Annotated in this window: 22 protein-coding genes and 1 pseudogene; 19 read left to right on the top strand and 4 right to left on the bottom strand. The window is 64.0% G+C overall.

Annotated elements, in window-relative coordinates:
* Window positions 1-84 precede the first annotated feature (84 nt).
* The 10 genes from GTW58_RS11050 to secA all read left to right on the top strand — a co-directional run bounded on the left by GTW58_RS11050 (window position 85) and on the right by secA (window position 14,147).
* Complete coding sequence (locus GTW58_RS11050; protein ID WP_119933536.1) at window positions 85-1,350, top strand: cysteine desulfurase family protein; 1,266 nt, start codon at window positions 85-87, stop codon at window positions 1,348-1,350.
* Window positions 1,351-1,411: 61 nt separating this feature from the next.
* Window positions 1,412-2,617, top strand: a complete 1,206-nt coding sequence (gene mnmA / locus GTW58_RS11055) for a tRNA 2-thiouridine(34) synthase MnmA (RefSeq protein ID WP_189587290.1) — start codon at window positions 1,412-1,414, stop codon at window positions 2,615-2,617.
* A complete protein-coding gene (locus tag GTW58_RS11060) occupies window positions 2,614-2,955 on the top strand; it encodes a chorismate mutase (RefSeq protein ID WP_047692191.1) in 342 nt (113 codons plus the stop codon). The genes mnmA and GTW58_RS11060 overlap by 4 nt, the downstream gene beginning before the upstream one ends.
* Window positions 2,948-4,009 (top strand): uroporphyrinogen decarboxylase/cobalamine-independent methonine synthase family protein, encoded by a 1,062-nt coding sequence (locus GTW58_RS11065; protein WP_119933538.1) that lies wholly within the window; start codon window positions 2,948-2,950, stop codon window positions 4,007-4,009. Before GTW58_RS11060 ends, GTW58_RS11065 begins: the two co-directional genes overlap by 8 nt.
* A gap of 104 nt (window positions 4,010-4,113) precedes the next feature.
* Window positions 4,114-4,800 (top strand): MtrAB system response regulator MtrA, encoded by a 687-nt coding sequence (mtrA, locus tag GTW58_RS11070; protein ID WP_047692199.1) that lies wholly within the window; start codon window positions 4,114-4,116, stop codon window positions 4,798-4,800.
* Between the two features lie 62 nt (window positions 4,801-4,862).
* The gene (gene mtrB, locus GTW58_RS14910) at window positions 4,863-7,409 is read left to right on the top strand and encodes an MtrAB system histidine kinase MtrB (protein ID WP_119933539.1); all 2,547 of its coding nucleotides are present in this window, start codon (window positions 4,863-4,865) and stop codon (window positions 7,407-7,409) included.
* The gene (locus GTW58_RS11080; protein WP_168023516.1) at window positions 7,399-9,135 is read left to right on the top strand and encodes an LpqB family beta-propeller domain-containing protein; all 1,737 of its coding nucleotides are present in this window, start codon (window positions 7,399-7,401) and stop codon (window positions 9,133-9,135) included. Before mtrB ends, GTW58_RS11080 begins: the two co-directional genes overlap by 11 nt.
* Before the next feature lie 370 nt (window positions 9,136-9,505).
* Window positions 9,506-10,330 carry a ComF family protein gene (locus GTW58_RS11085; RefSeq protein ID WP_157980550.1) on the top strand — a complete coding sequence of 275 codons (825 nt, stop codon included), beginning with the start codon at window positions 9,506-9,508 and terminating at the stop codon, window positions 10,328-10,330.
* A gap of 135 nt (window positions 10,331-10,465) precedes the next feature.
* A complete protein-coding gene (hpf, locus tag GTW58_RS11090) occupies window positions 10,466-11,146 on the top strand; it encodes a ribosome hibernation-promoting factor, HPF/YfiA family (RefSeq protein WP_119933542.1) in 681 nt (226 codons plus the stop codon).
* A gap of 154 nt (window positions 11,147-11,300) precedes the next feature.
* Window positions 11,301-14,147, top strand: a complete 2,847-nt coding sequence (gene secA, locus GTW58_RS11095) for a preprotein translocase subunit SecA (RefSeq protein WP_119933543.1) — start codon at window positions 11,301-11,303, stop codon at window positions 14,145-14,147.
* A gap of 6 nt (window positions 14,148-14,153) precedes the next feature.
* Here the strand turns inward: secA and GTW58_RS11100 are convergent, their stop codons facing one another.
* Window positions 14,154-14,612: an Rv3235 family protein gene (locus GTW58_RS11100; RefSeq protein ID WP_047692188.1), complete on the bottom strand. Its 459-nt coding sequence runs from the start codon at window positions 14,610-14,612 to the stop codon at window positions 14,154-14,156.
* 81 nt (window positions 14,613-14,693) lie between these two features.
* On the bottom strand, window positions 14,694-15,374 hold the full coding sequence (locus GTW58_RS11105; protein ID WP_157980551.1) for a LysM peptidoglycan-binding domain-containing protein: 681 nt from the start codon (window positions 15,372-15,374) through the stop codon (window positions 14,694-14,696).
* A gap of 212 nt (window positions 15,375-15,586) precedes the next feature.
* Here GTW58_RS11105 and GTW58_RS11110 point away from each other — a divergent pair, with 212 nt between their 5' ends.
* Window positions 15,587-16,144 (top strand): hypothetical protein, encoded by a 558-nt coding sequence (locus tag GTW58_RS11110; RefSeq protein ID WP_119933545.1) that lies wholly within the window; start codon window positions 15,587-15,589, stop codon window positions 16,142-16,144.
* Between the two features lie 7 nt (window positions 16,145-16,151).
* Here GTW58_RS11110 and GTW58_RS11115 read toward each other — a convergent pair whose 3' ends face one another.
* A complete protein-coding gene (locus GTW58_RS11115) occupies window positions 16,152-16,370 on the bottom strand; it encodes a helix-turn-helix domain-containing protein (protein WP_047692186.1) in 219 nt (72 codons plus the stop codon).
* A 265-nt stretch (window positions 16,371-16,635) separates the two neighbouring features.
* Here GTW58_RS11115 and GTW58_RS11120 point away from each other — a divergent pair, with 265 nt between their 5' ends.
* From GTW58_RS11120 to GTW58_RS11130, 3 genes are all read left to right on the top strand, one after another.
* Window positions 16,636-17,355, top strand: a complete 720-nt coding sequence (locus GTW58_RS11120) for an SAF domain-containing protein (protein WP_119933546.1) — start codon at window positions 16,636-16,638, stop codon at window positions 17,353-17,355.
* Window positions 17,352-18,818, top strand: coding sequence for a CpaE/TadZ family protein (locus GTW58_RS11125; RefSeq protein ID WP_119933547.1), 1,467 nt, complete (start codon window positions 17,352-17,354; stop codon window positions 18,816-18,818). Before GTW58_RS11120 ends, GTW58_RS11125 begins: the two co-directional genes overlap by 4 nt.
* 91 nt (window positions 18,819-18,909) lie before the next feature.
* Window positions 18,910-20,484 carry a sensor histidine kinase gene (locus GTW58_RS11130; protein ID WP_047689957.1) on the top strand — a complete coding sequence of 525 codons (1,575 nt, stop codon included), beginning with the start codon at window positions 18,910-18,912 and terminating at the stop codon, window positions 20,482-20,484.
* 27 nt (window positions 20,485-20,511) lie between these two features.
* On the opposite strand, the gene GTW58_RS11135 is transcribed toward GTW58_RS11130, so the two are convergent.
* The gene (locus GTW58_RS11135) at window positions 20,512-20,760 is read right to left on the bottom strand and encodes a WhiB family transcriptional regulator (RefSeq protein ID WP_047689913.1); all 249 of its coding nucleotides are present in this window, start codon (window positions 20,758-20,760) and stop codon (window positions 20,512-20,514) included.
* A 282-nt stretch (window positions 20,761-21,042) separates the two neighbouring features.
* On the opposite strand from GTW58_RS11135, the gene GTW58_RS11140 reads away from it, so the two are divergent.
* The 5 genes and pseudogenes from GTW58_RS11140 to GTW58_RS11160 form a co-directional block, all read left to right on the top strand.
* Entirely contained in the window at window positions 21,043-21,486 is a 444-nt protein-coding gene (locus tag GTW58_RS11140) for a hypothetical protein (protein WP_119933548.1), read from the top strand.
* A gap of 202 nt (window positions 21,487-21,688) precedes the next feature.
* Entirely contained in the window at window positions 21,689-22,876 is a 1,188-nt protein-coding gene (glf, locus tag GTW58_RS11145; RefSeq protein WP_119933549.1) for a UDP-galactopyranose mutase, read from the top strand.
* Window positions 22,873-24,912, top strand: a complete 2,040-nt coding sequence (locus tag GTW58_RS11150; RefSeq protein WP_370448290.1) for a glycosyltransferase — start codon at window positions 22,873-22,875, stop codon at window positions 24,910-24,912. Before glf ends, GTW58_RS11150 begins: the two co-directional genes overlap by 4 nt.
* Entirely contained in the window at window positions 24,909-25,781 is an 873-nt protein-coding gene (locus GTW58_RS11155) for an ABC transporter permease (RefSeq protein ID WP_047689921.1), read from the top strand. Before GTW58_RS11150 ends, GTW58_RS11155 begins: the two co-directional genes overlap by 4 nt.
* A 78-nt stretch (window positions 25,782-25,859) precedes the next feature.
* Window positions 25,860-26,552 (top strand): annotated as a pseudogene (locus GTW58_RS11160) (ABC transporter ATP-binding protein); the annotation flags it as partial.
* Window positions 26,553-26,973: the final 421 nt, after the last annotated feature.

The following is a 26,973-nucleotide window of genomic DNA, read 5'->3' on the forward strand; positions in this document are numbered from 1 at the left end:
GCCAAAAAACGGCTCAGTGCCGATCCGGGATATCGGCCGCCGGCCCGAACCTGAGTCGGTGGATCGAGGCTTAGACTTGAGGCCATGCCCACCCCCACTGATTCCCAGAACCATGGCCACCGGCAGCGGAGCAGCGTGCGTCGGTCCGGTCAGGTTTACCTGGACCACGCCGCAACCCATCCCACGTTGCCGGAGGCAGTGGAGGCCATGGTGGGCCAACTGCAGCGGGGCGGCAATCCGTCCGCCATCAACGGCACCGGCCGCGCAGCGCGCAGGGTGTTGGAGGAAAGCCGGGACACCATCGCTCAGCTGCTCAACGTGGATCCCGTGGAAGTGGTGTTCACCTCCGGTGGCACGGAGGCTGACAACCTGGCGGTCAAGGGCCTCTACGGGCAGCGGCATGCGGAGGACCCCCGCCGCACCCGGGTGGTCATTTCCGCCATCGAGCACCCCGCCGTCACGGAAAGCGCGCAGTGGCTGGCTGCCGAACACGGTGCCGCCGTGGAGTTCCTGGACGTGGACGCCCAGGGATTCGTGGACCCGCATCACCTGCGCCGCCTGCTGGAGCACGACCCTGATTCCGTGGCACTGGTGGCCGTGATGTGGGCCAACAACGAGGTCGGCACCATTGAGCCCATCCAGGACCTGGCCGCAATCTGTCACGAGTTCGGTGTCCCGTTCCACACAGACGCCGTGCAGGCCTTCGGTGCCGTTGACGTGGATGCCTCCCAGCCGGGGATTTCCACCGTGGCCATTTCCGGGCACAAGCTCGGTGCCCCCGTGGGCTCCGGGGCACTGGTGGTGGGGCGCTCGGTCAAACTGACCTCCACCAATCACGGTGGCGGACAACAGCGCTCGCTGCGATCGGGAACCCTGGACGCAGCCGGTGCGGCAGCCTTTGCCGCCGCCGCTCGTACCGTCACCCGGGACCTGACCGTTGAGGCTGAGCGCTTGGCCACGTTGCGGGACCGCCTGATCCGCGGAGTTCTTCAGGCCGTGCCACAGGCTGTCCTGCGCGGGCCTCAGGACTTTGATCATGTGGGCACAAGGCTGCCCAACAATGCCCACTTCACCTTCCCGGGCGCGGAGGGGGACTCCCTGCTGTTCCTGTTGGATGCCGCAGGTTTTGCCACCTCCACCGGCTCGGCCTGCTCGGCCGGAGTCCCCAGACCCTCCACGGTGCTGCTGGCACTGGGCCTGGATGAGGACACCGCCCGCGGCGCACAACGCTTCACCTTGGGCCATGGCTCCACCGACGACGACGTCGACGCCCTCCTGGCCGCGCTGCCTGAGGTTTACGCGCGGGCCAAATCCGCGGGAATGGCCGGTCAGGTTTCGACGTTGCACTAGGGCCGTCTGTCTTGAAGAACCGGCTCCCCGTTTCACCCCGAATGAGTTTCAGGAGAATCCCGTGCGAGTGCTCGCAGCCATGTCCGGAGGTGTCGACTCCGCAGTCGCCGCCGCCCGCGCCGTCGAGGCCGGCCATGACGTCACAGGAGTGCACCTGGCCCTGAACCGGATGCCGGGCACGTTGCGCACCGGTTCCCGGGGGTGTTGCACCGTGGAGGATGCCAATGACGCCTGGCGTGCGGCGGAGAAACTGGGCATCCCGTTCTACGTGTGGGACTTCTCCGAGCGGTTCAAGGAAGACGTGGTGGATGACTTCGTGGCCGAGTACGCCGCGGGGCGCACCCCCAATCCGTGCCTACGTTGCAACGAGAAGATCAAGTTCGCGGCCCTCCTGGAGAAGGCCATGGCACTCGGATTCGATGCGGTGTGCACGGGCCATTACGCCAATGTGGTGACCGTGGATGGTCACCCCCAGCTGCACCGTGCGGCGGAGGATGCCAAGGACCAGTCCTACGTGTTGGGTGTGCTCAAGGAGCAGCAGCTCAACCACTGCATGTTTCCCTTGGGTGACACCCCGTCCAAGGCACTGGTGCGTGAGGAGGCCGCTCGACGCGGCCTGTCCGTGGCCGCCAAGCCGGATTCGCATGACATCTGCTTCATCCCGGACGGGGACACCCGCGGGTGGTTGGCAGAACGCATTGAGATGGAACCCGGGCGCATCCTGGATGCAGAAGGCGCAGATCTGGGGGAGCACGACGGCGCTCTGGCCTACACGGTTGGACAGCGCAAGGGCCTGAAGATCGGGCGACCAGCACCGGATGGCAAACCACGTTTTGTCCTGGAGATCCGCCCCAAGACCAACGAGGTGGTGGTGGGCCCCAAGGCAGACCTGGCAGTGCGCACCATTCGAGGCATCCGTGCCTCCTGGGCCGGCCAACCCGTGGCGGTGTTCCACCAGTTCATGGATGAGGAGCAGGCGGTGGGGGCGTCGTCGTCAAGCATCCGTGTGGAGGTGCAGGTGCGGGCCCACGGGGACTCGTTGCCGGCCACGGCCTGGTTGGAAACTGTGCTGGATCCGGACACCCACCCACTTGGCGATCAGGACCGAGCCTTCCGTACGGAACTGGTGATGGTGCTGGATGAGCCGCTCTCCGGTGTGGCCCCGGGCCAGTCTGCCGTGGTCTACCACGGAACCCGTGTGCTGGGACAGGCCACCATCAACACCGCACGCGCCGGTGTACCCGCTGACTTAGGATTTTCTGCATGAACCATTCCCAGGACAGCACCCAGACCGCCACGGATGCCGCCTTGGTGGAACTGCGTTCCATCCGCGGCACCATTGACAACCTGGATGCTGTGCTGGTGGGGGTGCTTGCCGAGCGGTTCAAGGCCACCCAGCGGGTGGGGGAGTTGAAGGCAGTGAACAACCTTCCCGCCGGTGATCCGGAGCGTGAACAGCGGCAGATCGAACGTCTGCGGACGCTGGCTGCGGAGGCACAGCTTGATCCCGAGTTCGCAGAGAAGATCCTGAACTTCATCATCAGTGAAGTCATCCAACGTCACGAACGCATTGCCGAGGAACTGCGCACCGGTTCCCATGACTGACACGCTCGAGCGGGAAACCCAACAAACGCGCGCCACGGTACTGGCGCAGCTGCCCGGTACGGACATGGTGGAGACCCTCACCGTGCTGCGTGGGGAACTGGGGGCTCCGCATCGCAGCGTACTGCCGATCCTCACCAACCGTTCCGACACCGCGGGCACCGCCCCGCGAACGGTCAGCGTCCTGACGGAATTGTGGTGCGATCTTCAGCCGCACGGGTGGAGGCTGACGCGCCATCCCGGCAAAGAGTCTCGGGCGGCCGAATCCTTGCTGGCCAGTGACGTCAACGCCTTGGCTGACGTGGTGGGTGCAGAAAGCACAGGGGATCGTGGCCCTGTCACCGTGGAGATCACCGGTCCGGTCACCCTGGCCGCTGAACTGCACCTTCACAACGGGGAACGGGTGCTACAGGATCACGGTGCCCGCCGTGACGTCACGGCGGCAATGGCTGATGGCCTCACCGCCTGGTTGCCGTCCGTGGCTGCGGCCGTGGACGGGCGTCCGGTGGTGCTTCGGTTGAACGAACCGCAATTCACGCGGGTGGTCCAGGGACAGGTTCCCACCGCCAGCGGCTACAGAACCCTGCGTGCCGTCCCGCGCCCGGAGGCCTTGCAGAGCTTGCGTGCCGTCACGGAGGCTGCCCGGCAGATGGGTGCCACCGTGGAGATCGTGTTCCCCATGGGGGAGGATCCGCGCACCGTGGATCACGACGTCGCCGATCGCCTGGTGGTGGAGCGACCAGGCCCGGATCCGTGGGTCTGGGAACCCCTGGCAGCATCGGTGGAAAGTGGCATGGCGCTCGGTCTGCTGGTTCCGGAACTGCTTCACGCGGCTGCGCAGGACCATCGCGGCAGGGCGCGGGTGCGCACCGGTGAGTTGGTACGCAGCATCACCGGGCCCTGGCACAGCCTGGGATTGCCCTCGGCACAGCTGGATCAGCTCACCGTGGCTCCCTCCGTGGGCTTGACAGATTGCTCCCCGGCCCAGGTGCGCCGAACCTTGAAACTCTCGATGGACCTGGCCCACGGACTGCACCAAACCGCTGTGGAGGCATGAGAACATGCCTAGCAGGACGGCCCCACCGGCCGTTGCAACACTCCGGGCGTGACCAAGGCCCGGACCCGGTCAAGGACCCGATGACGGAAGTGGATGGAGAAGACGTGAACGCGCGCATCCTGGTGGTTGACGACGACGACGCCCTGGCGGAAATGATCGGCATCATCCTCAACGCGGAGAACTATCAGACGATTTTCTGCGCTGACGGTGCCCAGGCGGTCCAGGCCTTCCATGATTCCGAGCCGGATCTGGTGCTGCTGGATCTGATGCTGCCGGGCAAGGACGGTATTCAGATCTGCCGTGAGATCCGAGCCACCTCTGACACCTCAATCGTGATGCTCACCGCCAAGTCGGACACGGAGGATGTGGTCCGGGGCCTGGAGGCAGGTGCGGATGACTACATTCCCAAGCCGTTCAAACCGGCCGAGTTGCTGGCACGTGTGAAGGCACGTCTGCGTCCGGGATCGCGTGCCACCAGCAACGAACTTGTTGTCGGGGACGTCTCCATTGACATCACCGGCCATCGTGTGACTCGCGGCCAGCAGGAGATCCCTCTGACTCCGTTGGAGTTCGAGTTGCTGGCCACCTTGGCACGCGCCCCCGAACAGGTGTTCTCACGGGAGATGCTGTTGCGCGAAGTCTGGGGCTACCAGCACGCAGCGGACACCCGCTTGGTCAACGTCCACGTGCAGCGCCTGCGCTCCAAGGTGGAACGCGATCCGGAGAACCCACAAATTGTGGTCACCGTGCGTGGTGTGGGATACCGCGCCGGGCACCCTGAGCGTCACTGACCTGACGGGCCGTAGGCCGCCTGTCTTTGAGGACCCGCACCACGTGAATCCGCATCACCGCCATGACTGAACGCACAGACCTTGAACCTGCGGGCGCTGGACCCACCGTGGACCAGAGTGTGCTGGACACCGAGCACACTGCGGCTCAGTCTGCCCGCAATCAGGTGGCTCGTGCTGCCGGGCGCGCGAATCGGCGTGATGGCGCCACCAGCTCAGGGGCACCTGGTCGTCGTCGCGGCCCGTTGACGGTGCTGCGCTTCCGACTGGCCCTGCTGGTACGGCGGTGGCGACAATCGCTGCAGTTCCGTGCCGTCACCATTGCCATGATCGGCGCGTTGGTGATCTTCCTGGTGACTGGTGCGTTCCTGTCCCACCAGATCTCCGAACGCTTGTTCAACGATCGTCTGGAGCAGGTGCTCACCCAGTCGGAAACCGACTTCACCCAGGTCCAGGCCAATTTTGATGCTTCCGATGCCGCAGACCGGGATCAGCTGCAAACCTTGGTCACCGCCACATTGGACGCCTTGGACTCGGACACCTCCACCAGCCAGCGGCGCTGGTTGCTGATTCCGTTGTCCTCCAGCACCGGACAGAGTCTGTTGCCGGCCCAGGCGGAAAGTGACTGGATGACCTCCGCCACGGTGCCGCAGGACCTACAGAACCGGGTGGCCGGGGATGCCGGGACGTACTGGCAGTCCTCCTCCGTGCGCCTGGAGGACGGCGGAGTGCCCGTGCCCGTGGTCATCGTGGGCAAGGTGGTGGAGCCACAACCAGGGGCTCGCTACGGGTTGTACCTGGTCAATGACTTCTCCCAACCCCAGCAGACCTTGGATGCCATCCACGCCGTGCTGATCCTCTCCACCTTGGTTCAGGCACTGTTGGTTTCCGGCGTGGTGGGTTACGTGACCCGGGAAGTGGTCCGCCCGGTCTCCACCACCGCGCGAGTCTCCGAGTCCTTGGCAGATGGCAACCTGGGCGTGCGCATGGAGGTTGAGGGTTCACATGAGGTGGCTCGTCTGGGCCGGTCCTTCAACCGCATGGCGGACAACCTGGAGGACCAGATCACCCGTCTGGAGCGACTCTCCAGCATGCAACAGACCTTTGTCTCGGACGTCTCGCACGAGCTGCGCACCCCGTTGACCACCGTGCGCATGGCGGCGGAGGTCCTGCACAACGCGCGCGAAGACTTTGATCCAGTCAACCGCCGTTCTGCAGAGCTGCTCTACAACCAGGTGGACCGGTTCGACACCCTCCTGGCGGATCTCCTGGAGATCTCCCGGTTCGATGCCGGTGCCGCGCGCCTGGACATTTCCGGGACCAACATCTTTGCCCTGGTCAACGAGGTCCTGGAAGCCACAGCTCCGTTGGCCGCCAACAACGGCTCCGTGGTCCGCGTGCACTCTGACCTCCAGCGCTGCATTGTGCAGATGGACCAGCGGCGTATCGACCGAATCCTGCGCAATTTGCTGGTCAACGCCCTGGAACATGGGGAGGGGCGGCCGACCGACGTCGTGGTTCGCGCCTCGGACGTCGCCGTGGGGATTGCTGTGCGGGACCACGGGATCGGGATGACCGAGGAGCAGACCCGTAAGGTCTTTGACCGGTTCTGGCGAGCCGACCCCGCCCGTGCCCGAACCACTGGTGGCACCGGCCTGGGCCTGTCCATTGCCGTGGAGGACACCCGTCTGCACGGCGGGCGCCTGGATGCCTGGGGTGAACCGGGGGAGGGCGCGTGCTTCCGCCTCACGTTGCCGCTGCTGCGCTCGCGGCCGCTGAACGACGACGACGTCAGTCCCGTGGAGCTGCCGCCCCAGGATGACGAGCTGCCGTCGGTGGCTGTGGTCACGGACACCGGAACGTTTGCGGCCGTACCGCTGGACCGAGATTCCGTGATTGCGCCCGTCACGGATTCCATTCCCGTGGTGGGCGATACGGAGCGGACTGATGCGGAGGAACTCGAAGCTCCCGGTGATGACCGCGTTGACGGTTCAGCCGACGCCACACCGGCCGGTGGCTCCGGGCCTGACGCCCATGCGGCTGTTGGCGGCGGCTTGGATCTTTCCCCAGCTGAGCCCCAACCCCAGCGGTCGTCGGGGCCCAGCGTTCTGGATGCTGCGGGGCTGGACGGTCCTGCGGCACGCCATCCGGTGTTGCGTCCGGCCATCGGTGGCGAGTTCCTGACCACTGCCGAGGTCAGCCAGACGGGTGTGGACGGGACGTATCTGTCAGAGGCGGAGGAAATGCGCCCGAGCGCGGTTTCCATCGATCCAGTGGACGTGTCCTCCGGTGAGGCCAACGGCGATGCGGATCAGACTCACGACGAATTGAATACGACTGACGACGGCCTCAATAAGACTTACGACGAATTGAACAAGACTTACGACAAGCTCAATAAGACTTACGACGAATTGGATGAGTCCTACGACGATCTGGATGAGGCCTATGAGGACCTCTATCTGGATGACACCGGTGAGTTGCCGACATTCCGGGAAGCCACCTGGGCAGACTCTACGGGCACCCCTGACGTTTCTGGTGACGCGCCTGAGGCCAGGGGTGGCACCGAGGCCACCCACGCGACCGAGCAGACGGGGGATACCCGTGAGCACTGAAGACCGGAACCGGCGCGCACGCAGCGTGTCCACCGCCACTCGGTGGAGTGGTGCTGTTCTCACCATGGGACTGGTGATCTCCGGATGCGCCACTATTCCCACATCGGGCCCTGTCCACCAGGTGGAACCACCGGTGGCCACGGCCACGGAAACCACTGCGGAGTCCACGGTGGCAGGACCTGAGGACGGCATGTCCCAGGAGGAGATCGTGCGCGGATTCCTGGCGGCCGGGGCGGGTCAGGAAAACGACTACGGTGTGGCCCGCCAGTTCCTGACCCCCGATTTGGCCTCCACATGGCGTCCTGACGCCCGCACGGTGGTCTTCTCAGGGGCTGCCGGGATCCAACAAGGTCTTGAAGACGACCAGGTGCGGGTCAGCGTTGACGCGCGGGCGTTGATCGGTGACACCGGGATCATGCAGCGTCAAGAGGCCGGGTCCAGCGAGGCCATGGACGTTGAACTGACCCAGGTGGACGGCCAGTGGCGAATTTCTGATGTGCCGGACGGTGTGTTGATCCCTGCCTCCAACCTCAACGAGCTATACCGACCCCACAACCTCTACTTCCTGGCCCCTGACGGTGAAACGGTGGTTCCGGACCCACGCTGGTTCCCGGACCGCCCCGGAGTGTCCACATCCCTGGTTCGAGCCCTGTTGGCAGGGCCCGCTCCTTACCTGGAGTCCGCCGTGACCTCGGCCTACCCGGCAGATGCGGAACTCGAGGGGGCCTCCGTCCCTGTTCAGGACGGCACCGCGACGGTGTCACTGAACGTCCCCAATTACAGCGCCTTGGACGTTGCCACCAACCGGGAGATGTACTCCCAGTTGACCCTGACCCTGCTGGCACTGGACAACGTGGATCGTGTTGATTTCCTGGCAGGCGGTGGGCAGATCGATCTCGGTTCCAGCAATCAGGAGATGCTTTCCACCGATCCCCAAGAAGTACCCGGGCGCCAGATCGGTTTGGACGGGGACCAACTGGTGTTCCAACAAGGTGGCCAGTCCAGCCCGGTCCCGGAGGTTTCCCAAGCCCTGGTGGGCTCGGACCCCAGTGATCCCGCCATGAACCGGGACACCAACGAGTTCGCAGCCCTGACCCAGAACCAGTCGGAACTGGTGACTTTCTCCACGTTCCAGCCGGAGCCCGCGGAGCGGTTCACGGGCACGCGCCTGACGGCACCGTCCGTGGACACCGACGGATGGGTGTGGTCAGGTGATCAATCCGGTCAGATCCGGGCAGTGGAAATCGCCCAGCCTGATGCCGATCCCGTGACCGTGGACGCAGACTGGTTGGATGGGCGGACCGTGACCTCCCTGAAGATTTCAAGGGACGGCACTCGTGCTCTCTTGGTGGTGGCAGACGGTGACTCGTCTCAAATTTTGATCAGCGGTGTTCGTCGCGATTCAGACGGTACCCCCGAATCCCTCAATGAGCCCTACGTGGTGGACTCCGGGCAGGGGGCCGCCATGATGGGCGATGCCCGTTGGATCAGTGAATCGCAGTTTGTGGCCGCCACCATCACGGACCGCAGCGCTGCACCACGCCTGTACGACGTCTCCGGGCGCTACCGTGACCTCCCGTTCTTGGAAGGCGGGGTTGAAGGGATCTCCGGAGGCAACGGAGACTCGGAGATTTTTGTGGTCACGGACGGTCAGCTGCGCATGCTCACGGGGGAGTCGTGGTCCCTGCAGAGTGAATCGGTGGAGTCCACCGCGTTCGCCGGCTGACCGCCGTGTTGCAGCCGCTTCAGTTGTTGATACTGCCGGTTCAGTAGTCGGGGCTGCCGCTTCGGTGTTGGTGCCACGGCTACAGGGATCGGCGCTGCGGGTCCCGTGACCGGTGCTCCACACCGGGGTTGGTCCCGCGGTCCCTCCGGCCGCCCTCCACAGTTTGTCGGTCTGGGTGCCCACCGCGCCTCACGACGACGATCCTTGAGTCATGCACGCTGGAGATCCACCCCACAAGGCGCCCCCGGTAGCCCGGAAGCACCTACGTCCTGGCCCGCGTCCGCCCGCTGGCCTGGATCTGCCACCCGCTGGTCTGGATCTGCCACACGCTACCGGCGCCGGTTCAGCTGCTCAGAACTGGGCACGCCGTATGGACCGTGCGGCTGCAACGGTGCTCTCGGCCATGGGTGAAGCCCTGGAAGTGGTAATCCCGGTGGAATGTGCGGTCTGCCGTGCCCCTGCCGCCACGTTGTGTGCGCCGTGTCGTCGACTTCTGAGCCGAACCACCGTGCACCCCCGCCGTGTGGAACACCATGCCCGTCATACCCAAGGGTTGCCGATTGTGGCGGCGGGTCGTTACGAACATGAGCTGGCCACCTGTCTGCTGGCCTTCAAGCAAGCAGGCAGAACTGATTTGACCACCACCTTGTCTTCGGTGCTGGCCAGGGCGTTACGGGCTGCGATCGGTTCAGACCCCTCCGGCGGGGCCTTTCAACCGGTGGAGTTGGTGCCGGTTCCGAGTTCAGCCACGGCGCTGCGTCGTCGTTGGTTTGATCCCGTGAAAGTGCTGCTGGGGGCTGTGGATGTGGAGGCAACCGTGAATCCTGACGTGCACTGTGTGCCGTGGTTGGCGCACACCAGTTGTGATCCTGGCGGCAGCCTGCGCAGCCTGGCGGGGCGGGTGCGCACAGCGGGTGGCGGGCAGGCCCAGAAGTTCAAGACTGCTGACCAACGCGCCGTGACCGGGAAGCCGCCCTTCCGTGTGGTGCAAGGACGTGGCGACCGATCTGCCGGGCGGCGTCGGCCGACCCGGGTGATTCTGGTGGACGACGTCGTGACCACCGGTGCCACCCTGAACCGGGCTCGACGCACCCTGGAGGAGGCCGGTGCCACGGTGTTGGGTGCGGTGGTTCTGGCGGCTGCAAACACACCCACGCTGGAGGTGACGGGTGCTGCGTCTCAGAAGTCTGTGTGAAGTGGATGCCGCACCGGCTCACAAGATGAATTACTGGTGTGATCAAGGTAACGTGAACGCTACCGGGACAGCCTCCCGGGGTGGGGATCAGCACCCGCCTGATCTCCACATCTACCAGTCAGACTGGAGGACACCATGGAGCTCATCATCCAGGGACGTAACGTCAGCGTGCCGGAACGGTTCAAGGAATACGTGGCCGAAAAGGTCGTGAAGTTCGAGGAACTGGGTGACAGGGTCCAAAGGATCGAGATCAAGGTTGTCAAGGACAACCCCACCCCCGGTCGGGACGGCATGCGCGTGGAGACCACCGTGATCGGACGCGGCCCCGTGGTCCGCGCGGAAGCCCGCGGGGACGACAAGTTTGCGGTTTTCGACGAGGCCTACGCCAAGCTGATCGAACAGCTGCGCCGAGCGCGGGACCGCCGCAAGGTCCACCGTGGCAACCACCGGCCCACCGCCGTTTCGGAAGCCACGGCAGCATTGCCCGTGGTGGCCTCCGACGGTCCTCTGTTCGCCTCTGCGGATGAACTCGCCGCAGCAGAGACCGAGGCATTTGACACCGATTACCCCCTGGAAGATGACGTTCCGCCCGTGGAGATCCGCCGCAAGCGGTTCCCGGAGGAGCGCATGACCGTGGACCAGGCCGTGGACCGCATGGAATTGGTCGGCCACGACTTCTACCTGTTCGTGGACTCTGAAACCGGTGAGCCGTCCGTGGCTTACCGGCGTAAGGGCTGGGAATACGGTGTGATCGGACTCAGTGCCGATGTCACCAGCACGGAGTCCGAGCCGGCTCGCGCCTACCAAACCAGCTAGTCAGACGCATTTGCAGTGATCGCGCGCGGTGCGGGGAGGGTGGAGCTCCCCGCACCGTTGCTGTGTTCACTGACGTACACTGAATCGGATGACCTGGCTGCCAACCGGCGGCTGAACAGCATGAACCCAACAGATTCACAAGGAGCGTGAGCACGTGGCCTCAATCCTGGAGAAGGTGCTCCGGACCGGGGACAAGAAGGTGCTGAAGCGCCTGAAGGACTACGCGGACGCGATCAACTCGCTGGAAGACGGATATCGCGAGTTCTCCGATGCCGAACTGCAGGCCGAAACGGATGCGTTCCGCGCTCGCGTGGCTGACGGTGAATCCTTGGACCGAATCCTTCCGGAAGCTTTTGCGGTGGTCCGCGAAGCCTCCTCCAGGACATTGGGCAAGCGCCATTACGACGTTCAGCTCATGGGTGGTGCGGCGTTGCACCTGGGCAACATTGCCGAGATGAAAACCGGTGAGGGCAAAACCCTGGTGGCCACCGCACCCGCATATCTGAATGCACTCTCCGGCAAGGGCGTTCACGTGGTGACCGTCAACGACTTCCTGGCGGAATCCCAGGCCGAGCAGATGGGGCGCGTCTACCGTTTCCTCGGCCTGGAAACAGGAACCATCCTCTCCGGTCAGGATCCCGCCACCCGGCGCAAGCACTACGCGGCAGACATCACTTACGGCACCAACAACGAATTCGGATTCGACTACCTGCGCGACAACATGGCGTGGAGCGTGGATGAACTGGTCCAGCGTGGCCACAACTTTGCGATTGTCGATGAGGTCGACTCGATTCTGATTGACGAGTCCCGAACCCCTCTGATCATTTCCGGCCCGGCTTCAGGGGATGCCAACCGGTGGTACTCCGTGTTTGCCAACCTGGTGCAGCGCCTGGAGCTGGACAAGGACTACGAGGCTGACGAGAAGAAGCGCACCGTGTCCGTGCTGGAAACCGGCATTGACAAGGTGGAGGACTGGCTGGGGATCGAGAACCTCTATGACACCGCCAACACCCCTCTGATCGGGTTCCTGAACAACGCTCTGAAGGCCAAGGAATTGTTCCAACGGGACAAGGACTACGTGGTCATGAAGGGCGAAGTCCAGATCGTGGACGAGCACACGGGCCGCATCCTGGCGGGCCGGCGCTACAACGAGGGTGTTCACCAGGCCATCGAGGCCAAGGAAAAGGTGGAGATCAAGCCCGAGAACCAGACCATGGCAACGGTCACGTTGCAGAACTACTTCCGCCTCTACAACAAGCTGGCGGGCATGACCGGCACGGCGGAGACTGAAGCTGCCGAGTTCATGAACACCTACGAACTGGGTGTGGTGGCCATCCCCACCAACAAGCCCATGGTGCGTCAGGACAAGACCGACCTGGTCTACAAGAACGAAATCCTGAAGTTCGCAGCCGTGGTCCAGGACATCGAGGAACGTCACAAGACCGGTCAGCCGGTTCTGGTGGGTACCACCTCCGTGGAGAAGTCCGAATACCTCTCCAAGCTGTTGGCCAAGCGCGGCGTCCGGCACGAGGTGCTCAACGCCAAGAACCACGCACGGGAAGCCGCGATCGTGGCCCAGGCGGGGCGTAAGGGCGCGGTCACCGTGGCCACCAACATGGCTGGGCGCGGTACGGACATCATCCTGGGCGGCAACGCCGAGGCTATGGCCATTGAGCGCATGAAGGAAAAGGGCCTGGACCCTGAGCGTGACCGCGAAGGCTATGAAGCCGCCTGGCCGGCGGTGCTGGCCGAGGCAGAACTGGAGATCGGTGACGAGCACCAGGAAGTTCTGGACCTGGGCGGACTCTACGTGCTGGGCACCGAACGCCACGAGTCACGACGCATCGACAACCAGTTGCGTGGCCGTTCCGGGCGTCAGGGGGATCCCGGTGAGTCCCGGTTCTATCTGTCCCTGACCGATGACCTCATGCGGTTGTTCAACGCCGGTGGGGCGGCCCGCCTGATGGCCAACGCCGCTGATGACACTGCTCTGGAGTTCAAGATCGTCTCCCGTGCCATCGCCTCGGCCCAGAACCAGGTGGAAGGCCGCAACACTGAGCAGCGCAAGAACGTGTTGAAGTACGACGACGTTTTGAATCGCCAGCGCAAGGCCATCTACACGGACCGTCGTCGGATCCTGGAGGGGGATGACCTGCAGGATCAGATCCAGCAGTTCCTGACGGAAGTGGTGGGCTCGATCGTGGTGGACCGCACCCGTGAGGGCCACCCTGAGGACTGGGACCTGGACGGGATGTGGGAGGCACTGGGATCGGTCTACCCCGTGGGCGTGGCCTCTCAGGAACTGATTGAGGAGGCCGGCGGCCGTGAAAAGCTGACCACCTCATTCCTGCGTGAGCAGATCGTCTCCGATGCCAAGGTGATCTATGAGGAGCGCGAGGAATCCGTGGGTTCGGAGACCATGCGCAACCTGGAACGTCGTGTTCTGCTCTCCGTGTTGGGACGCCGCTGGCCGGAGCACCTGTACGAGATGGACTACCTCAAGGACGGCATCGGCCTGCGAGCCATGGCGCAGCGCGATCCGCTGGTGGAGTACCAGCGCGAGGGCTTCACCATGTACGAAACCATGATGGGCGGCATCCGTGAGGAGACGGTGGCCTACCTGTTCAACCTGGATCTCTCCAAGCAGAGGGCCGGTGCAGGTGGTGCCGTAAAGGTCAGCGTGCCCAAGCAGCCCAAGTTCCTGCAATTCTCTGCCCCCGGTGAAGAGGGCGAGGTTGATATGCACACGGAGCCCAACACCACGGTTCCGGCTGACCAACAATCTGGTTCAGATTCGGCCGCCGGTGGTTCAGACTCCGCCGCCAGTGATGCCGATTCTTCAGCAGAGGTGACGGACACAGCTGACCCGCAGCGGGGCTCCTCTGACCACGATGCTGCCTCCCTTTCGGGCGATGACCAGGCTCCGCAGCAACACCGTTCCCGAGCGGAACGTCGCGCAGCGGAAGCTGCGGCCAAGAGGCGTAGGAAGAAGCGTTCCTGACCGACCTCACCCGATGTCCAACACCGTGATGCGCCAGGCGCGCTCCGGACGTTCCACACGCAGAACCACGGCGCGGGTGCGGGCGTCGTCGCGGACCACCAGGGCGACCTCGTAGATGCCGTCGTCCACGTGGCAGACCCGTTGCCGCAGTACCTCCGAATGCTGGTGTGCTGCATGGACGGGTGCGCCTGCGGGCTCCAGGAGGCGGCGCTGTTGCATCAGGTCGGCTCGGCGCCGCAGCTTGTCCACGATCGCCTGTGTGGTCCAGCGTGCCAACTGCTGTGCGGGTCTGGTGCCTTGAAGGACTTCCAAGGCGGCCACCGCGATTGAACGTGACAGTGCCGTGACGCGTTCGCGTTCATCACCTGGGGCGAATGTTGGTGCCGGGGTGGCCCGTTGTTGGCTGCGCCAGACGTAGCCAGAGGGTCTGTGTGGTGTGGCTTCACTGCGAGCGATGATGGACATGGTCTGCTCCCGGAATGGTTGAGTGGTCTGGGTCTGATGACGGGGTGGGCACGCGGGCCGGACTTGCGTTCACCGCCCGTTTCAGCTGGGGACCAGTGAGTCGGGCAGAACCAGGACTGTTCCCGGCTGCAGAAGGTCCGGGTCAGTGACGTGATGTGCATTGGCCTGCCAGAGCTGCGGCCATGTGGCCGACACTTCCGCATCCGTTGCGCCGGGACCCAGCAGCTGTGCGGTCAGGCTCCACAAGGACTCCCCAGAACGAACCGTCACGGTGCCCTCCACCACGCGCTGTGATGGGGGTGTGGGTGCTGTGGTCGAATCCGGGGCCGTGGGGGATCCATGACCGGGGCCCAGGGCCGTGAAGTCCGGATCCCAGAAGGGAGATAGGTTCCCACCGCTGCCGCCTTGCCAGGTCTCTCCGGTGGCGGTGGCAGGGGTCGCCGCAACTTGCATGGTCTGTTGTGGCACTGCGAGTTCGGGTGCCGAGATCGCTGTGGCACTCAGTCCGGTCTGGGCAGCCCAGGAGGTCTGCGGTGCGGCTGGCGCAGTCACGGGCGTTGCCTGCACCTCCACGGGTGTCGCCTGCACTGCCGGCGCGGAGGCGACCGTGATGACGGGTACTCCCACAGCTGCCAGTCCCAACACATAAGGCAATGTGCCGCCACGGTGCTGCTGCGCCCGCTGCGGCTGCTCGAGCTGATCGTGACGGCGGCAGACAGGTGTGGTGGGTGGCGTGAACCGCTGTGCCGGTTGAGGAGTCATGATCTCGTCTTCCTGTGTCAGATGCCGAACCGTATTGTTTGATGTCATTTGATGCTCAAGGACGTCATGCGTTGATCATGAGTGATGTCTGCGCCACAGTCAAGGATGTGACGTCGGCCTGGCGTGATGCGGCGTAAAGTGACGGCACGCGGCCCCGGCCCCAGTGGAAGGCAGGGGAAGACGCGGAGAAGACGTGCGGAGGAGCAGAGACCATGCGCTGGGATGACCTTTTTGCGGACATGGAAGCGCAGTTGGCGGCCCAGCGCTACCGGGACGTGGAGGCCGAAGCAGCTGAGATGACCAGAGCAGAGACCGCTGAGGCTCTCCTGGAGGACCGCTGCGCGGCCCATCGCGGTTCGCACCTCCGCATGAGTTTGCGCGGTGGTCTATTGGTGGAAGGTGTGGTGGATTCGGCCGGTGCGGGATGGACCGTGCTGCTGGATGCAGGCCATGAAATCCTGGTGCCACTGGATGCCGTGGACTGGGTCGAAGGTTTGGGCCTCCACCGTCAGTCTCCGGAGCAGCGACGTCGACTCGGCCTGCCCCACGCACTGCGGGCGCTGGCCATGGCGCGCGTGGGTGCCAGGGTTCACCTGCGTTCGGGCCCCACAGCCGTGTTGGAAGGAACTGTGGACCGGGCGGGGCGCGACCACTTGGACCTGGCGTTGCACCCACAGGAGGAATTCAGACGTCGTCGGGTGGTGCGTTCAGCGCGCACAATTCCCTACAACGCCTTGGCATGTGTGGTGGCGGACTCTGGTACGCAATGAAACCGAGTCAGTCGATGTCCACTCCGCTGCGCACAGCTTGGGCGGTCTCCTGATGCTTTTGTTGCACCCATTGCTCGAACACGCTGATCTGGACGCGCCATTGACCTCGGCCGCCGATCTGGATGGCAGGCAGTTCCCCGGAGCGCACCATGGCACGAACCTGCGCCGGGGAGGCGCTGAGGACCTCTGCCACGTCTGAGAGTGTGTAGAACTGGGCGTCGGCCACGTCGTGCTCCTTTGGTGACCGGGCAGGTGCCGGCGGTGATGGATGTTCCCGCTTCAGGGGCACCCACCAGTGTGCCACTGCCTGGGCCGTGTGCCGGGTTATCCACAGGTTCTGATGCAAACGGGTCTTTTGGCGATTTGTTGCAGATGCTTCGTCCACAGATTGACCGACGGCCTCGAAACCGCATGCCAGTTTGCGTCACGATGACTGCAAAACATGAGCAGGGTGCTGGTCGCAAGGCACAACGTGAACACAGGAGCAGCCGGTGGCAGGTGGTCTGAACTCATATGGCGGTGAACAACGCAACCGCAGTTCTTCCCGCGGGGGTGCTGGAACAGACTGGGGCACCGCGGCTTCGCCCGCCTCGGGAAGGTTCCGCCGTCCCGGGTGGCGTGAACCCCGCCTGTTGATCGGGGTGGGGCTGGTGGTGGCGGCGGTCGCCGGAACCACCGCCACCATGGCTTTGACCAGCACCACGGAGCAGTACCGAGTGGCGGCCCGGGACCTGGACGTGGGAACACGAGTCTCGGAGGAAGACTTCAGAACAGTTGAGGTCCGACTGGAGGGAACGGAAGGGGCCTACCTGCCCGGTTCGACCGACCTGGCTGACGGTGCTGTGATCGTGGACCGCGTGCCCAGTGGGCAACTCGTGCCCACTGAATCCGTGGGGGAGGCCCAAGATCTGGGGCGCCGGCCCATGGGGATTCCGCTCAACACGGCCCTGCCCGCAGGCACGGGCGCCGGCGATTCCGTGGATTTGTGGGTCTCCAAGCGCGAATCCAGTGGGCGTGGGTGGTCGGAACCGGAGCAGATTCTTGAGGGTGCAGAGCTGGCCTCCGTGGACCAGGCAACAGGGACACTGGGTGCCGGGCAGCAGATGACGGCCCAGGTCCTGGTGGAAGAGGACGACGTCTCGGATGTGGTGGATGCCTTGGCCACGGAGTCCCGGATCACCGTGGTGCCGCACATCGGTGGTGGCCGGTGAATTTGGCACTGACCAGTGTGGGCCCTTCGGCAGATCTCCTGGCGCACCAGATCGATCGCCTCCACGGTCCGGTGACCTTGGTGCGTCGAGCATCTGACCTGGTGGAAGTGCTGGCCGTGGTCCGCTCGGGGTTGGCGCGCGCCGTCGTCGTGGCAGAAGGAGCCGAGCAGTTCGGTGCCGAGGCCATGGAGGCCTTGGAGCAGGCACGAGCCCTGGTGGCCGTTCTGGAGGGTCACGACGACGACCGCCTGGTGGAACTCGGTGCGGTGTTCCTCCCGGCTGATGCAGACGCACGTGAAGCTGCAGAGATTCTGATGGAAGAGGGGCAACGGGCCCAGAGCCAACCGTTGCGTCAACGACCCCCATCAGTCTCCCTGGAATCCACGGTTGAACAGTGGGCACAGGAAGAAACCGCAGGTGGATCCTCCGATGCCGCACCACTGCGGCCCGAGCTGAGCGAGCCCGAGTCGCGCAACGGCTGGGCTGCAGACCTGCACGTGGATGACCCGGCGGAGGATTCCGGTCAGGGGATCACGGAGATCTTGGGTGCCTCCGGTGTGGTGGTGGTCTGGGGCCCGCACGGCTCCCCGGGGCGCAGCACCGTGGCCGTCAACATGGCCGCCGAGATCGCTGCCCTTGGCCATGCGGTGACGCTGGTGGATCTGGACACCTGGGGCCCATCCGTGGCCCACGTCTTGGGGTTGCTGGATGAAACAGCGGGGGTGGCGTTGGCCTGCCGTGCCGCGGATCGCAATCGACTGGACGTGCCAGCACTGGATCGAGCTGCGGTGCGTGTGGATCTGGGTGGGGCACACCTGGACGTGTTGACCGGGCTCACCCGCTCGGAGCGCTGGCCGGAACTGCGGGGTGGGTCCGTGGCCAAGCTGTTGAATGCGTGCCGGCGGATGCGCGGTGGGGCGGGAAAGTCTGAACTGCCTGTTGTGGTGGTGGACGTGGGATTCAGCGTGGAGGAGGACGAGGAACTTTCCTTTGACACCCAAGCGCCGCGGCGCAATGCGGCCACCCTTGTTGCATTGGAAGAAGCAGACCTGGTGGTGGCTGTGGCCGCCTCGGACGTGGTGGGCCTGCCGCGAGCAGCCAAGTCCCTGCCCGTGGTGCTGGAACGGACCCAGGCTCCGGTGATGGTGGTGGCCAACAAGGTGCGCAAGGCAGCGGCAGGCAGATCTCCTCGGGCGGGGATCCGAGAGGCCTGGGAAGCCATGGGTGCCCCGGTGCCGATCTCTGACTACATCTCGTTTGACCCCACCACCGTGGACCGTGCCGTGCTGGATGGATCGGTGTTACGCGAATGCGCGGGTGGATCTGCCATCCGGGGCGAGGTCAAGGCCGTGGCGGAGAATGTGCTGCGCCGACTTTCTGGGGCAGAGGTGGCAGCCGCGGAGGAAGAAATGGTGCGGGAGACAAGTTTTGGCCGAAGGATGAGTGCCTGGTTGCGCCGGTGATAGCCTGCCATGGAGCCTGAACCCGTGACAGGCTCCTGGCTTGCAGCGATGATGCTGAGTGGGTCAGACGGAATCCTCGCCACAGAAGGTCGTGCTGTTGCCACTCACCGCCCTGCAGGAACACCCCGAAGTCTCCGAACAAGCCCGTGAGCACCTCCATCTTCTTCTGGGGGAGTGGCAGATTCTGGCGGATCTGGGCATGGGGGATGTTCTGCTGACTGTTCCCGAGCGGTACACGGCAGGGGGTGCTGAACCCAGGCGGCCTGCAGTTGGGGCACCGATGGTGGTCATGGCACACACCAGGCCCGGCACGGCCCAGACCTTTTACGCGGATGATCTTCTGGAGCGGGAGGTTGAGGAGTCCCTGGGTGATTTCCTGCGCGAGGCATGGGGCAACCACTCGCTGTCCGTGTACCGGGACCGTGTGGCACAAACGCAGGTGTTTGCGGTGCCCGTGACGTGGCAGGGAATCACGTTGGCCGTCCTGTCCCTGCACGCCGAACTCGGGGAGGACCGCCTCTCCAGCATGGATCTGACCTACCGGGACTGTGCCATGGACCTGATGAAGATGGCGCAGGCCTGTGATTGGCCCGCATCCGGGGTGCCCACGGCTCCCGGGCGCGGTGCTCCCCGGGTGGGCGACGGTGTGATGTGCCTGAGCGCAGATGATTCCGTGCGGTTTATGTCGCCCAATGCCGTCTCTGCCCTGAACCGGGTCAGCTCGGTCTCCAAGGTCATGGGCAAGACCCTGACGGACGGCTTGGCATCAGCCCTGCCGGTCGGTCAGCAGGTGGACGAGGGCCTCATGGGCGTGCTGCGCGGGCGCATGGCCGACTACGCGGAATTGCGCCGGGGCCGCACAGCCATCACTTTCCGCTCGATCCCGGTCAAGGTGGATGGCGAGCGGACCGGGGCGATCGTTCTGTGCCGGGACGTCTCCGAACTGCGTCGTCGTGAACGGGAGCTGTCCTCCAAGGACGCCACCATTCGGGAAACCCACCACCGGGTGAAGAACAGCCTTCAGACCGTGGCCGCGCTGCTGCGGATGCAGGGGCGCCGCTCCGACTCCGAGGACGAACGCCGCGGTCTTGTGCAGGCCATGGGCCGGGTGGAGACGGTGGCCATGGTTCACGACGCCCTGTCAGAGATGCCAGAGGGTGCCGTGGATTTTGACACCTACTTTGCGCGGCAGCTGAGGGCCATCGTGGATCTGGCGGCCACGGGTTCGCGGGTGAATGCCGCCATGGAGGGCAAGTTCGGGGAGATCCCGGGGCACATGGTCACGCCGTTGGCGTTGGTGCTCAATGAGGTGTTGACCAATGCGGTGGAACACGGCCTGGCCGGTCACGGTGGCAACATCACCGTCACGGCACGTCGGCACATGGTTGAGCCCACACCCGCCACGGACGGCTCGGCGGCTGGCCCGGCTGAGGAACTGGTGGTTGTGGTGGCTGATGACGGTGCGGGCCTGCCCAAGGATTTCCCCGTGGGGCGATGGGCTGCGGATGAACGCATGGACCCTGAACTCAAACCGCGCGGCCTGGGCTCCCGAATCGTCAGGAACCTGGTGCTCGGGGAACTGGATGGTTCCATCACCTGGGCCAGGGGTGAGAAAAGCGGCACGGTCGTGGAGACAACCGTGCCGCTTTACGAGGATCCCGTCTGACGGGAATACCAGTGAAGGTCTGTTGATTCAGGAGGCGCGGCGCGCCCGGGCGTTACGGCGCTTGAGGGCGCGGCGCTCGTCTTCGCTCATGCCACCCCACACACCGGCATCCTGACCGGAGGACATGGCCCAGCTCAGGCATTCATCCATGACGGGGCAGCTACGGCACACGGCCTTGGCTTCTTCGATCTGCAGAAGGGCGGGGCCGGTGTTTCCGACCGGGAAGAACAGCTCAGGGTCCTTCTCGAGGCAGGCTGCGCGAGAGCGCCAATCCATCAGCGATGGCTCCTTTCGAATGCACGTGACTGCCGGGCATGACGGGGTGCTCCCCGGCGGGGTGTGCGACAGTGGCAAGGGGCGACGCGCTCCGGTGACCGGGCACGTCTGAAAACTTGCCTAGACTTTCGCATGTGAACACCGCGTGAACAAGGGGTTTGGGAGGTTCATCACACCACTTCCTGACCTTGTTCTGCGCCACAGTTGCCCATGGCCGGTGTGCACCGTTGCTGGGCACCGCACCCGCCCCCATCCGTTCGTCCAAGTATTCGAGGAGTCACCGTGCCCGCTGCTGCCACCCCCACCGGGTCCTCCGGTGAGTCCGGAGCAACCGGAATCCGCCCCGCCGCTTTGGTCCCCTTGGTGCTGATCGTGGCGGCCCAGGCCTTGATTCTGGGTGTGGGGACTGCGTTCATGGTCTTCTCCATGATCACCGGGGACGTGTGGTCAGTGCCCGGAGCGATTTTCCTGACCGTGGTCTTTGGTGGTGGGTGCCTGTGGCTGACCAACGCGGCCTTGGGGTTGTGGCGGGGCAAGCGGTGGCCGCGGGCCGCTGCTTTCACAGCGCAGCTTTTCTCCCTGGTGGCGGCCGGTGCCATTGTGCTGCCCTTCACGACGCCGGGCGCGCTGGCCCTGATTGCCGCAGCCTTGACCGCCATGGTGTGTTTGTTCCTGCCGCCGGTGGTGGACTGGACCACGCAGGACGTGGATCCGCAGCTGCGCTGAACTGTGGCCGTCGATCACGAAAGGCGAGCGGGCGTCGTCGTCGTGAAGCGTCTCACTGTGGCGAACGTGCGTGGGCTGCATGGAGCACACGGCGGGCTCCGGTACTTTGGGCATAATGCCGTCAACGGTGCCCCGGGTACCGCAGCTTCACCCGGCAGGCGCTTGCCTAGCGGCGCCGGGACATCATGGAAACGGAGAGAACGTGAACGCTGATCTTGTGGTGGTCGGATCGGGCTTGTTCGGCCTGACGGTCGCAGAGCGCGCCGCCAACGAACTCGGGTTGAAGGTTGCGATCATCGATCGCCGCCATCACATCGGCGGAAACGCGTACTCGGAGAAGGAAGAGCGCACGGGAATTGAGGTGCACCGCTACGGCGCGCACCTGTTCCACACTTCCAACGAGCGCGTGTGGGACTACGTCAACCGGTTCACGGACTTCACCAACTATGTGCACAAGGTTTACACCCGGCACAACGGTGAGGTTTTCCCCATGCCCATCAACCTGGGCACCATCAACCAGTTTTTCCGTTCGGCCCACGGCCCGGCCGAGGCCAAGGCTTTGATCCAGGAGCAGGCCGGTGAACTTGCCGGTACTGATCCTCAGAACCTCAACGACAAGGGCATTCAGCTGATTGGACGGCCGCTGTACGAGGCGTTCATCAAGCACTACACCGCCAAGCAGTGGCAGACCTCCCCGGAGGAACTGCCTGCATCCATCATCACCCGCCTGCCGGTGCGCTACACCTACGACAACCGTTACTTCAATGACAAGTACGAGGGTCTGCCGGTGGATGGTTACACCGCATGGCTGGAGCGAATGGCTGAGCAGCCCAACATTGAGGTCCACCTGAACACGGACTTCTTTGACGATTCCCACGAATACTCCAAGGCCAACGTGGTGGGTCAGGTTCCGGTGGTTTACACGGGTGCTTTGGACCGGTACTTCGATTACGCCGAGGGGGATTTGTCCTGGCGCACCATTGACCTTGAAGAAGAGGTCTTGGAGATGGAGGACTTCCAGGGCTGCTCGGTGATGAACTACCCGGATGCGGATGTTCCGTTCACCCGTATTCACGAGTTCCGTCACTTCCACCCGGAGCGTGACTACACCAAGGACGCCACCGTGATCATGCGGGAATTCTCCCGTTTTGCGAACAAGGGCGATGAGCCTTACTACCCGGTGAACACCTCCGTGGACCGGGAGAAGCTGCTGAAGTACCGCGACCTTGCGGCGGGGGAGTCCTCCGTGCTGTTCGGCGGGCGCTTGGGCACCTACAAGTACCTGGACATGCACATGGCCATCGGCGCAGCACTGTCCATGGTGGACAACAAGATTGCCCCGCACTTCACCGGTGGCAACAAGATCCAGTCCGGAGGCATTGACGCGTGAGCGCAGAGACCCAGAACCCGGCAGGCGATCAGCCCGCTGGTCAGAGCGAACAGGACGCCCAGGGCTTCTTGTCCAAGATCTCCAATTCCCCGCAGACCGGTGGCCAGAACCTGCGCGAGGTTGCCCGCGTGGTGCTGCCGGCCAACCAGGACTTGGACGCCCTGCCGCTCTACGTGGACGGACCGGTCCTGAAGGAGGGCCAGTCCACTGCCGGTGGTGACACCGTGGAACACCCGGATGACATCCTGTCCCGGCGTTCCATGCGGATCCGTTCGGGCCGGCGGGTGTCCTTCGGCTCCTATTTCAACGCGTTCCCGGCCTCCTACTGGCGGCGCTGGACCACGGCGGAGAAGGTTGTGCTCTCCGTGGCCACGGAGGGTGCGGGTTCGCTGATCGTCTACCGCTCCAATGCGCGCGGTATCTCCCAGCGTGTGGAGGATCGGCGGGTCAAGGGCACCCAGACCAGCGAATTCGACCTCACCTTGGCGCCTTTCGGTGACGGTGGTTGGTACTGGTTCGACCTCATCGCCGACGACGACGGCATGGTGCTCACCCAGGCTGCATGGTCCGTGCCGGATGATCGCCCGGCCGGCACCGTCACCTTGGGCGTGACCACGTTCAACCGCCCGGACTACTGCGTGAACACCATCCGCACCATTGCGGATGCTGATGGGTTCGACGACGTCCTGGATGAACTGATCATTGTGGATCAGGGCAACAAGCTGGTGGAGGACGAATCCGACTTTGCTGAGGCCCAGGCCGCCATGAACGGCAAGCTGCGCGTGATCCGCCAGGGCAACCTGGGCGGTTCCGGCGGTTTCTCCCGAAACATGTACGAGGTGGTGCAGGGTCGTGAGGACGGCTCCAAGTCCGACTACGTGCTGATCCTGGATGACGACATCCTGTTGGAGACCGAGGGCGTTCTGCGGGCGGTGGCATTCGCCGACTTCTGCCGCACCCCAACCATTGTGGGCGGGCACATGTTTGACATGTACAACCGCCCGCTGTTGAACGGGTACGCGGAGGTCATCAACACCTACCGCTTCCTGTGGGGCCCGATTGACGGTTTGGGTGGGCTGGACTTCTCCGAGGCCGGCCTGCGCTCCCGGCCCAACCTGCACCGCCGTTGGGATGCCGACTACAACGGTTGGTGGATGTGCTTGATCCCGCGTGTGGTCCTGGAAGAGGTGGGGTTGTCCCTGCCGGTGTTCATCAAGTGGGATGACTCCGAGTATTCGTTGCGCGCCGCTGAGGCCGGTTACCCCACCGTGTCCCTGCCGGGTGCTGCCGTGTGGCACGTGTCCTGGATGGACAAAGACGACGCCGTGGACTGGCAGGCCTACTTCCATGAGCGCAACCGTCTGATTGCAGCCTTGCTGCATTCCCCGTTCCCGCGTGGTGGCCGGATCATCCGTGAGTCGTTCAACGTGGACACCAAGCACACCATCTCCATGCAGTACTACGCGGCCTCCACGGTGTTGATGGCCATTGAGGACGTGCTCAAGGGACCGGAGCACCTGCACGGGATGATCGGCACCAAGATGCCGCAGATCCGGGCGCTGAAGGACGAGTTCTCTGACGCCCAGTTCAGCAAGGACCTTGGTGTCTACCCGGCCGCCAAGAAGTCCAAGCCGTCCAAGCGTCAGGGCCCGCCCAAGCCGCCCACCTACCGTGCGTTGCTGCCGTGGGCTGCCAAGACCGTGGTCAAGCAGATCGGTCTGCCGGTCCGGGACCTGGCAAAGTCCAACCCGGAGGAGTACGTGGCCCACCAGGACGGCAAGTGGTACCACTTGTCCACCCTGGATTCAGCGGTGGTCTCCAACGCTGATGGCACCGGCGCGGCCTGGCACAAGCGTGACCCGCAGGCGGTCCGTGACCTGCTGGCCCGCAGCGCCAAACTGCACGCTGAGCTGTTCTCCAAGTGGGAGTCCCTGTCCAAGCAGTACCGTGAGGCGCTGCCGCAGATCACCTCCGCTGATGCCTGGGTACAGACGTTCCAGGACAACCCCGCTGCACCGCGCAAGGAGCAAGGATGAGTTCTCCGGCACCAGAATTGGTGACGCCCGGCAAGGGCCGGGGCCTGCGGGACGTGGTTCACAACCGCTATCTGCTGCGGTTGATTGTGGACAAGGAAATCCAGATCCGGTATCGCGGAACGGTGCTGGGTCTGGTGTGGTCCTATCTCAAACCCGGCGTGCAGTTTGCAGTCTTCTACATCGCCATGGGTGTTTTCCTGGGCTTGAACCGCGGGTTGACCAACTTTGCCGTGTACTTGTTTGCGGGCATTGTCCTGATCAACTTTTTCAGTGAGATCTTTGGCAACGCCTCCCGCTCCATCACGGACAACGGAGGATTGCTCAAGAAGATCTACCTGCCCAGGCAGCTCTTTCCGGTCTCCAACTTGTTTGTGGCTCTGGTGCACTTTGTGCCCCAGATCCTCATCCTGATTGTGGCCTCCGTGGCCACCGGTTGGTTCACGGGTGTGGACGTCAAGCAGATCCTGGCCATTCCGGTGGCCATCGCCATCATTGCGCCTTTTGCCCTGGGGCTGGGGCTGATGTTCGCCACGTTCAACGTGTTCTTCCGGGATGCGGAGAACTTTGTGGACATGATCTTGATGGTGGCCACGTGGGCCTCACCGGTACTCTACGCCTGGACCATGGTGCGGGATCAGCTGTGGAGCTGGGTCTACTACGTCTATTTCCTGAACCCCATCACGGTGGCCGTTGAGTTGTTCCACTACGGGTTCTGGTACCCCACGGTCAACAATCCCGAACTGTGGCACGTTCCGCCGCATTTGCTGACCGTGTGGACTCCCATTGCGCTGGTGATCTCCCTGATCACCTTGTTCCTGGGAGACGCCATGTTCCGCCGCCATGAGGGCAACTTTGCCCAGGAGCTCTGAGCGCCCATGACCACCATTCCGTTCAAGAAGCCCGGTGTGGTCCACAGTGAGGAGACTGTGGCCATTCGCGCCAAGGACATGACCAAGTGGTTTGTGCTGCGCCACACCCGCTCCATCAAGGAAGCCTTTGTCTGGCTGGTCAAAGGCCGCAAGGGGGACCTGTCTGACAAGTTCAAGGCCTTGGACAACGCCAGCTTTGACATTCACGACGGCGAAACTGTTGCCCTGTTGGGGTTCAACGGATCCGGCAAGTCCACCACCCTGAAGATGATTTCCGGTGTGATGCACCCGGATTCCGGTTACGTGGGCACCCGGCGCAAGGTGGCGGGTCTGATTGAGGTTGGTGCTGGTTTCCACCCGGATCTGACGGGCCGGGACAACGTGTACCTCAACGGTGCCATCCTGGGGATGGACAAGGCGGAGATCGACTCCAAGTTCGATGACATCGTGGCCTTCTCCGAGATCGGTGAGTTCATTGACACCGAGGTGAAGTTCTACTCCTCCGGCATGTATCTGCGCCTGGCTTTCGCGGTGGCGATTCACACGGACCCGGAAGTGTTCCTGGTGGATGAGATCCTCTCCGTGGGGGATGAGCCGTTCCAGAAGAAGTGCATTGCACGCATCAAGGACCTGGTCCGCCGCGGCAAGACCCTTGTGGTGGTCTCCCATGACCTTGACCTGATCATGGACATCTGTGAACGCGGCATTGTGCTGGAGCACGGCAACATCGTGTACGACGGCTCCTCCGTGGGTGCCGTGGCCCGACTGCGCGACCGCCCCGTTGAGGACGTCCAGCGGGAACAGAATGAGCGAGTTGAACGCCGTCTGGTCTTGAAGCGCGAGGAACGGGAGAAGGCTGCCGCAGAGGCCGCCGAGCGCGGGGAGAAGTACGTCCCTGAATACGACCCGGAGCTGGACGACCCTGCCGATCTGGATGATGCGGACAAGGTCAAGCGCACCAAGGGACGTTGAGATCGGGTGGGTTGATCCACCTGGCGAGTCAACCCACCACCACCCAAGCGTGAACCCTCACGGCACTCGTTCATCACCACGTGATGGGCGAGTGCCGTGAGGGTTTACCTGTAGGTGGGCGGGATCAGTCCGCCGGTCAGGAATCCTTGTGTGGGTTCATGTGGTGGTTGCAACACCCCTAGTAAGAACAGGGGGTGGGTCCCGGTATGGACGCGAGACC

This window comes from Kocuria subflava (genome assembly GCF_012163155.1).
Taxonomy (GTDB): domain Bacteria; phylum Actinomycetota; class Actinomycetes; order Actinomycetales; family Micrococcaceae; genus Kocuria; species Kocuria subflava.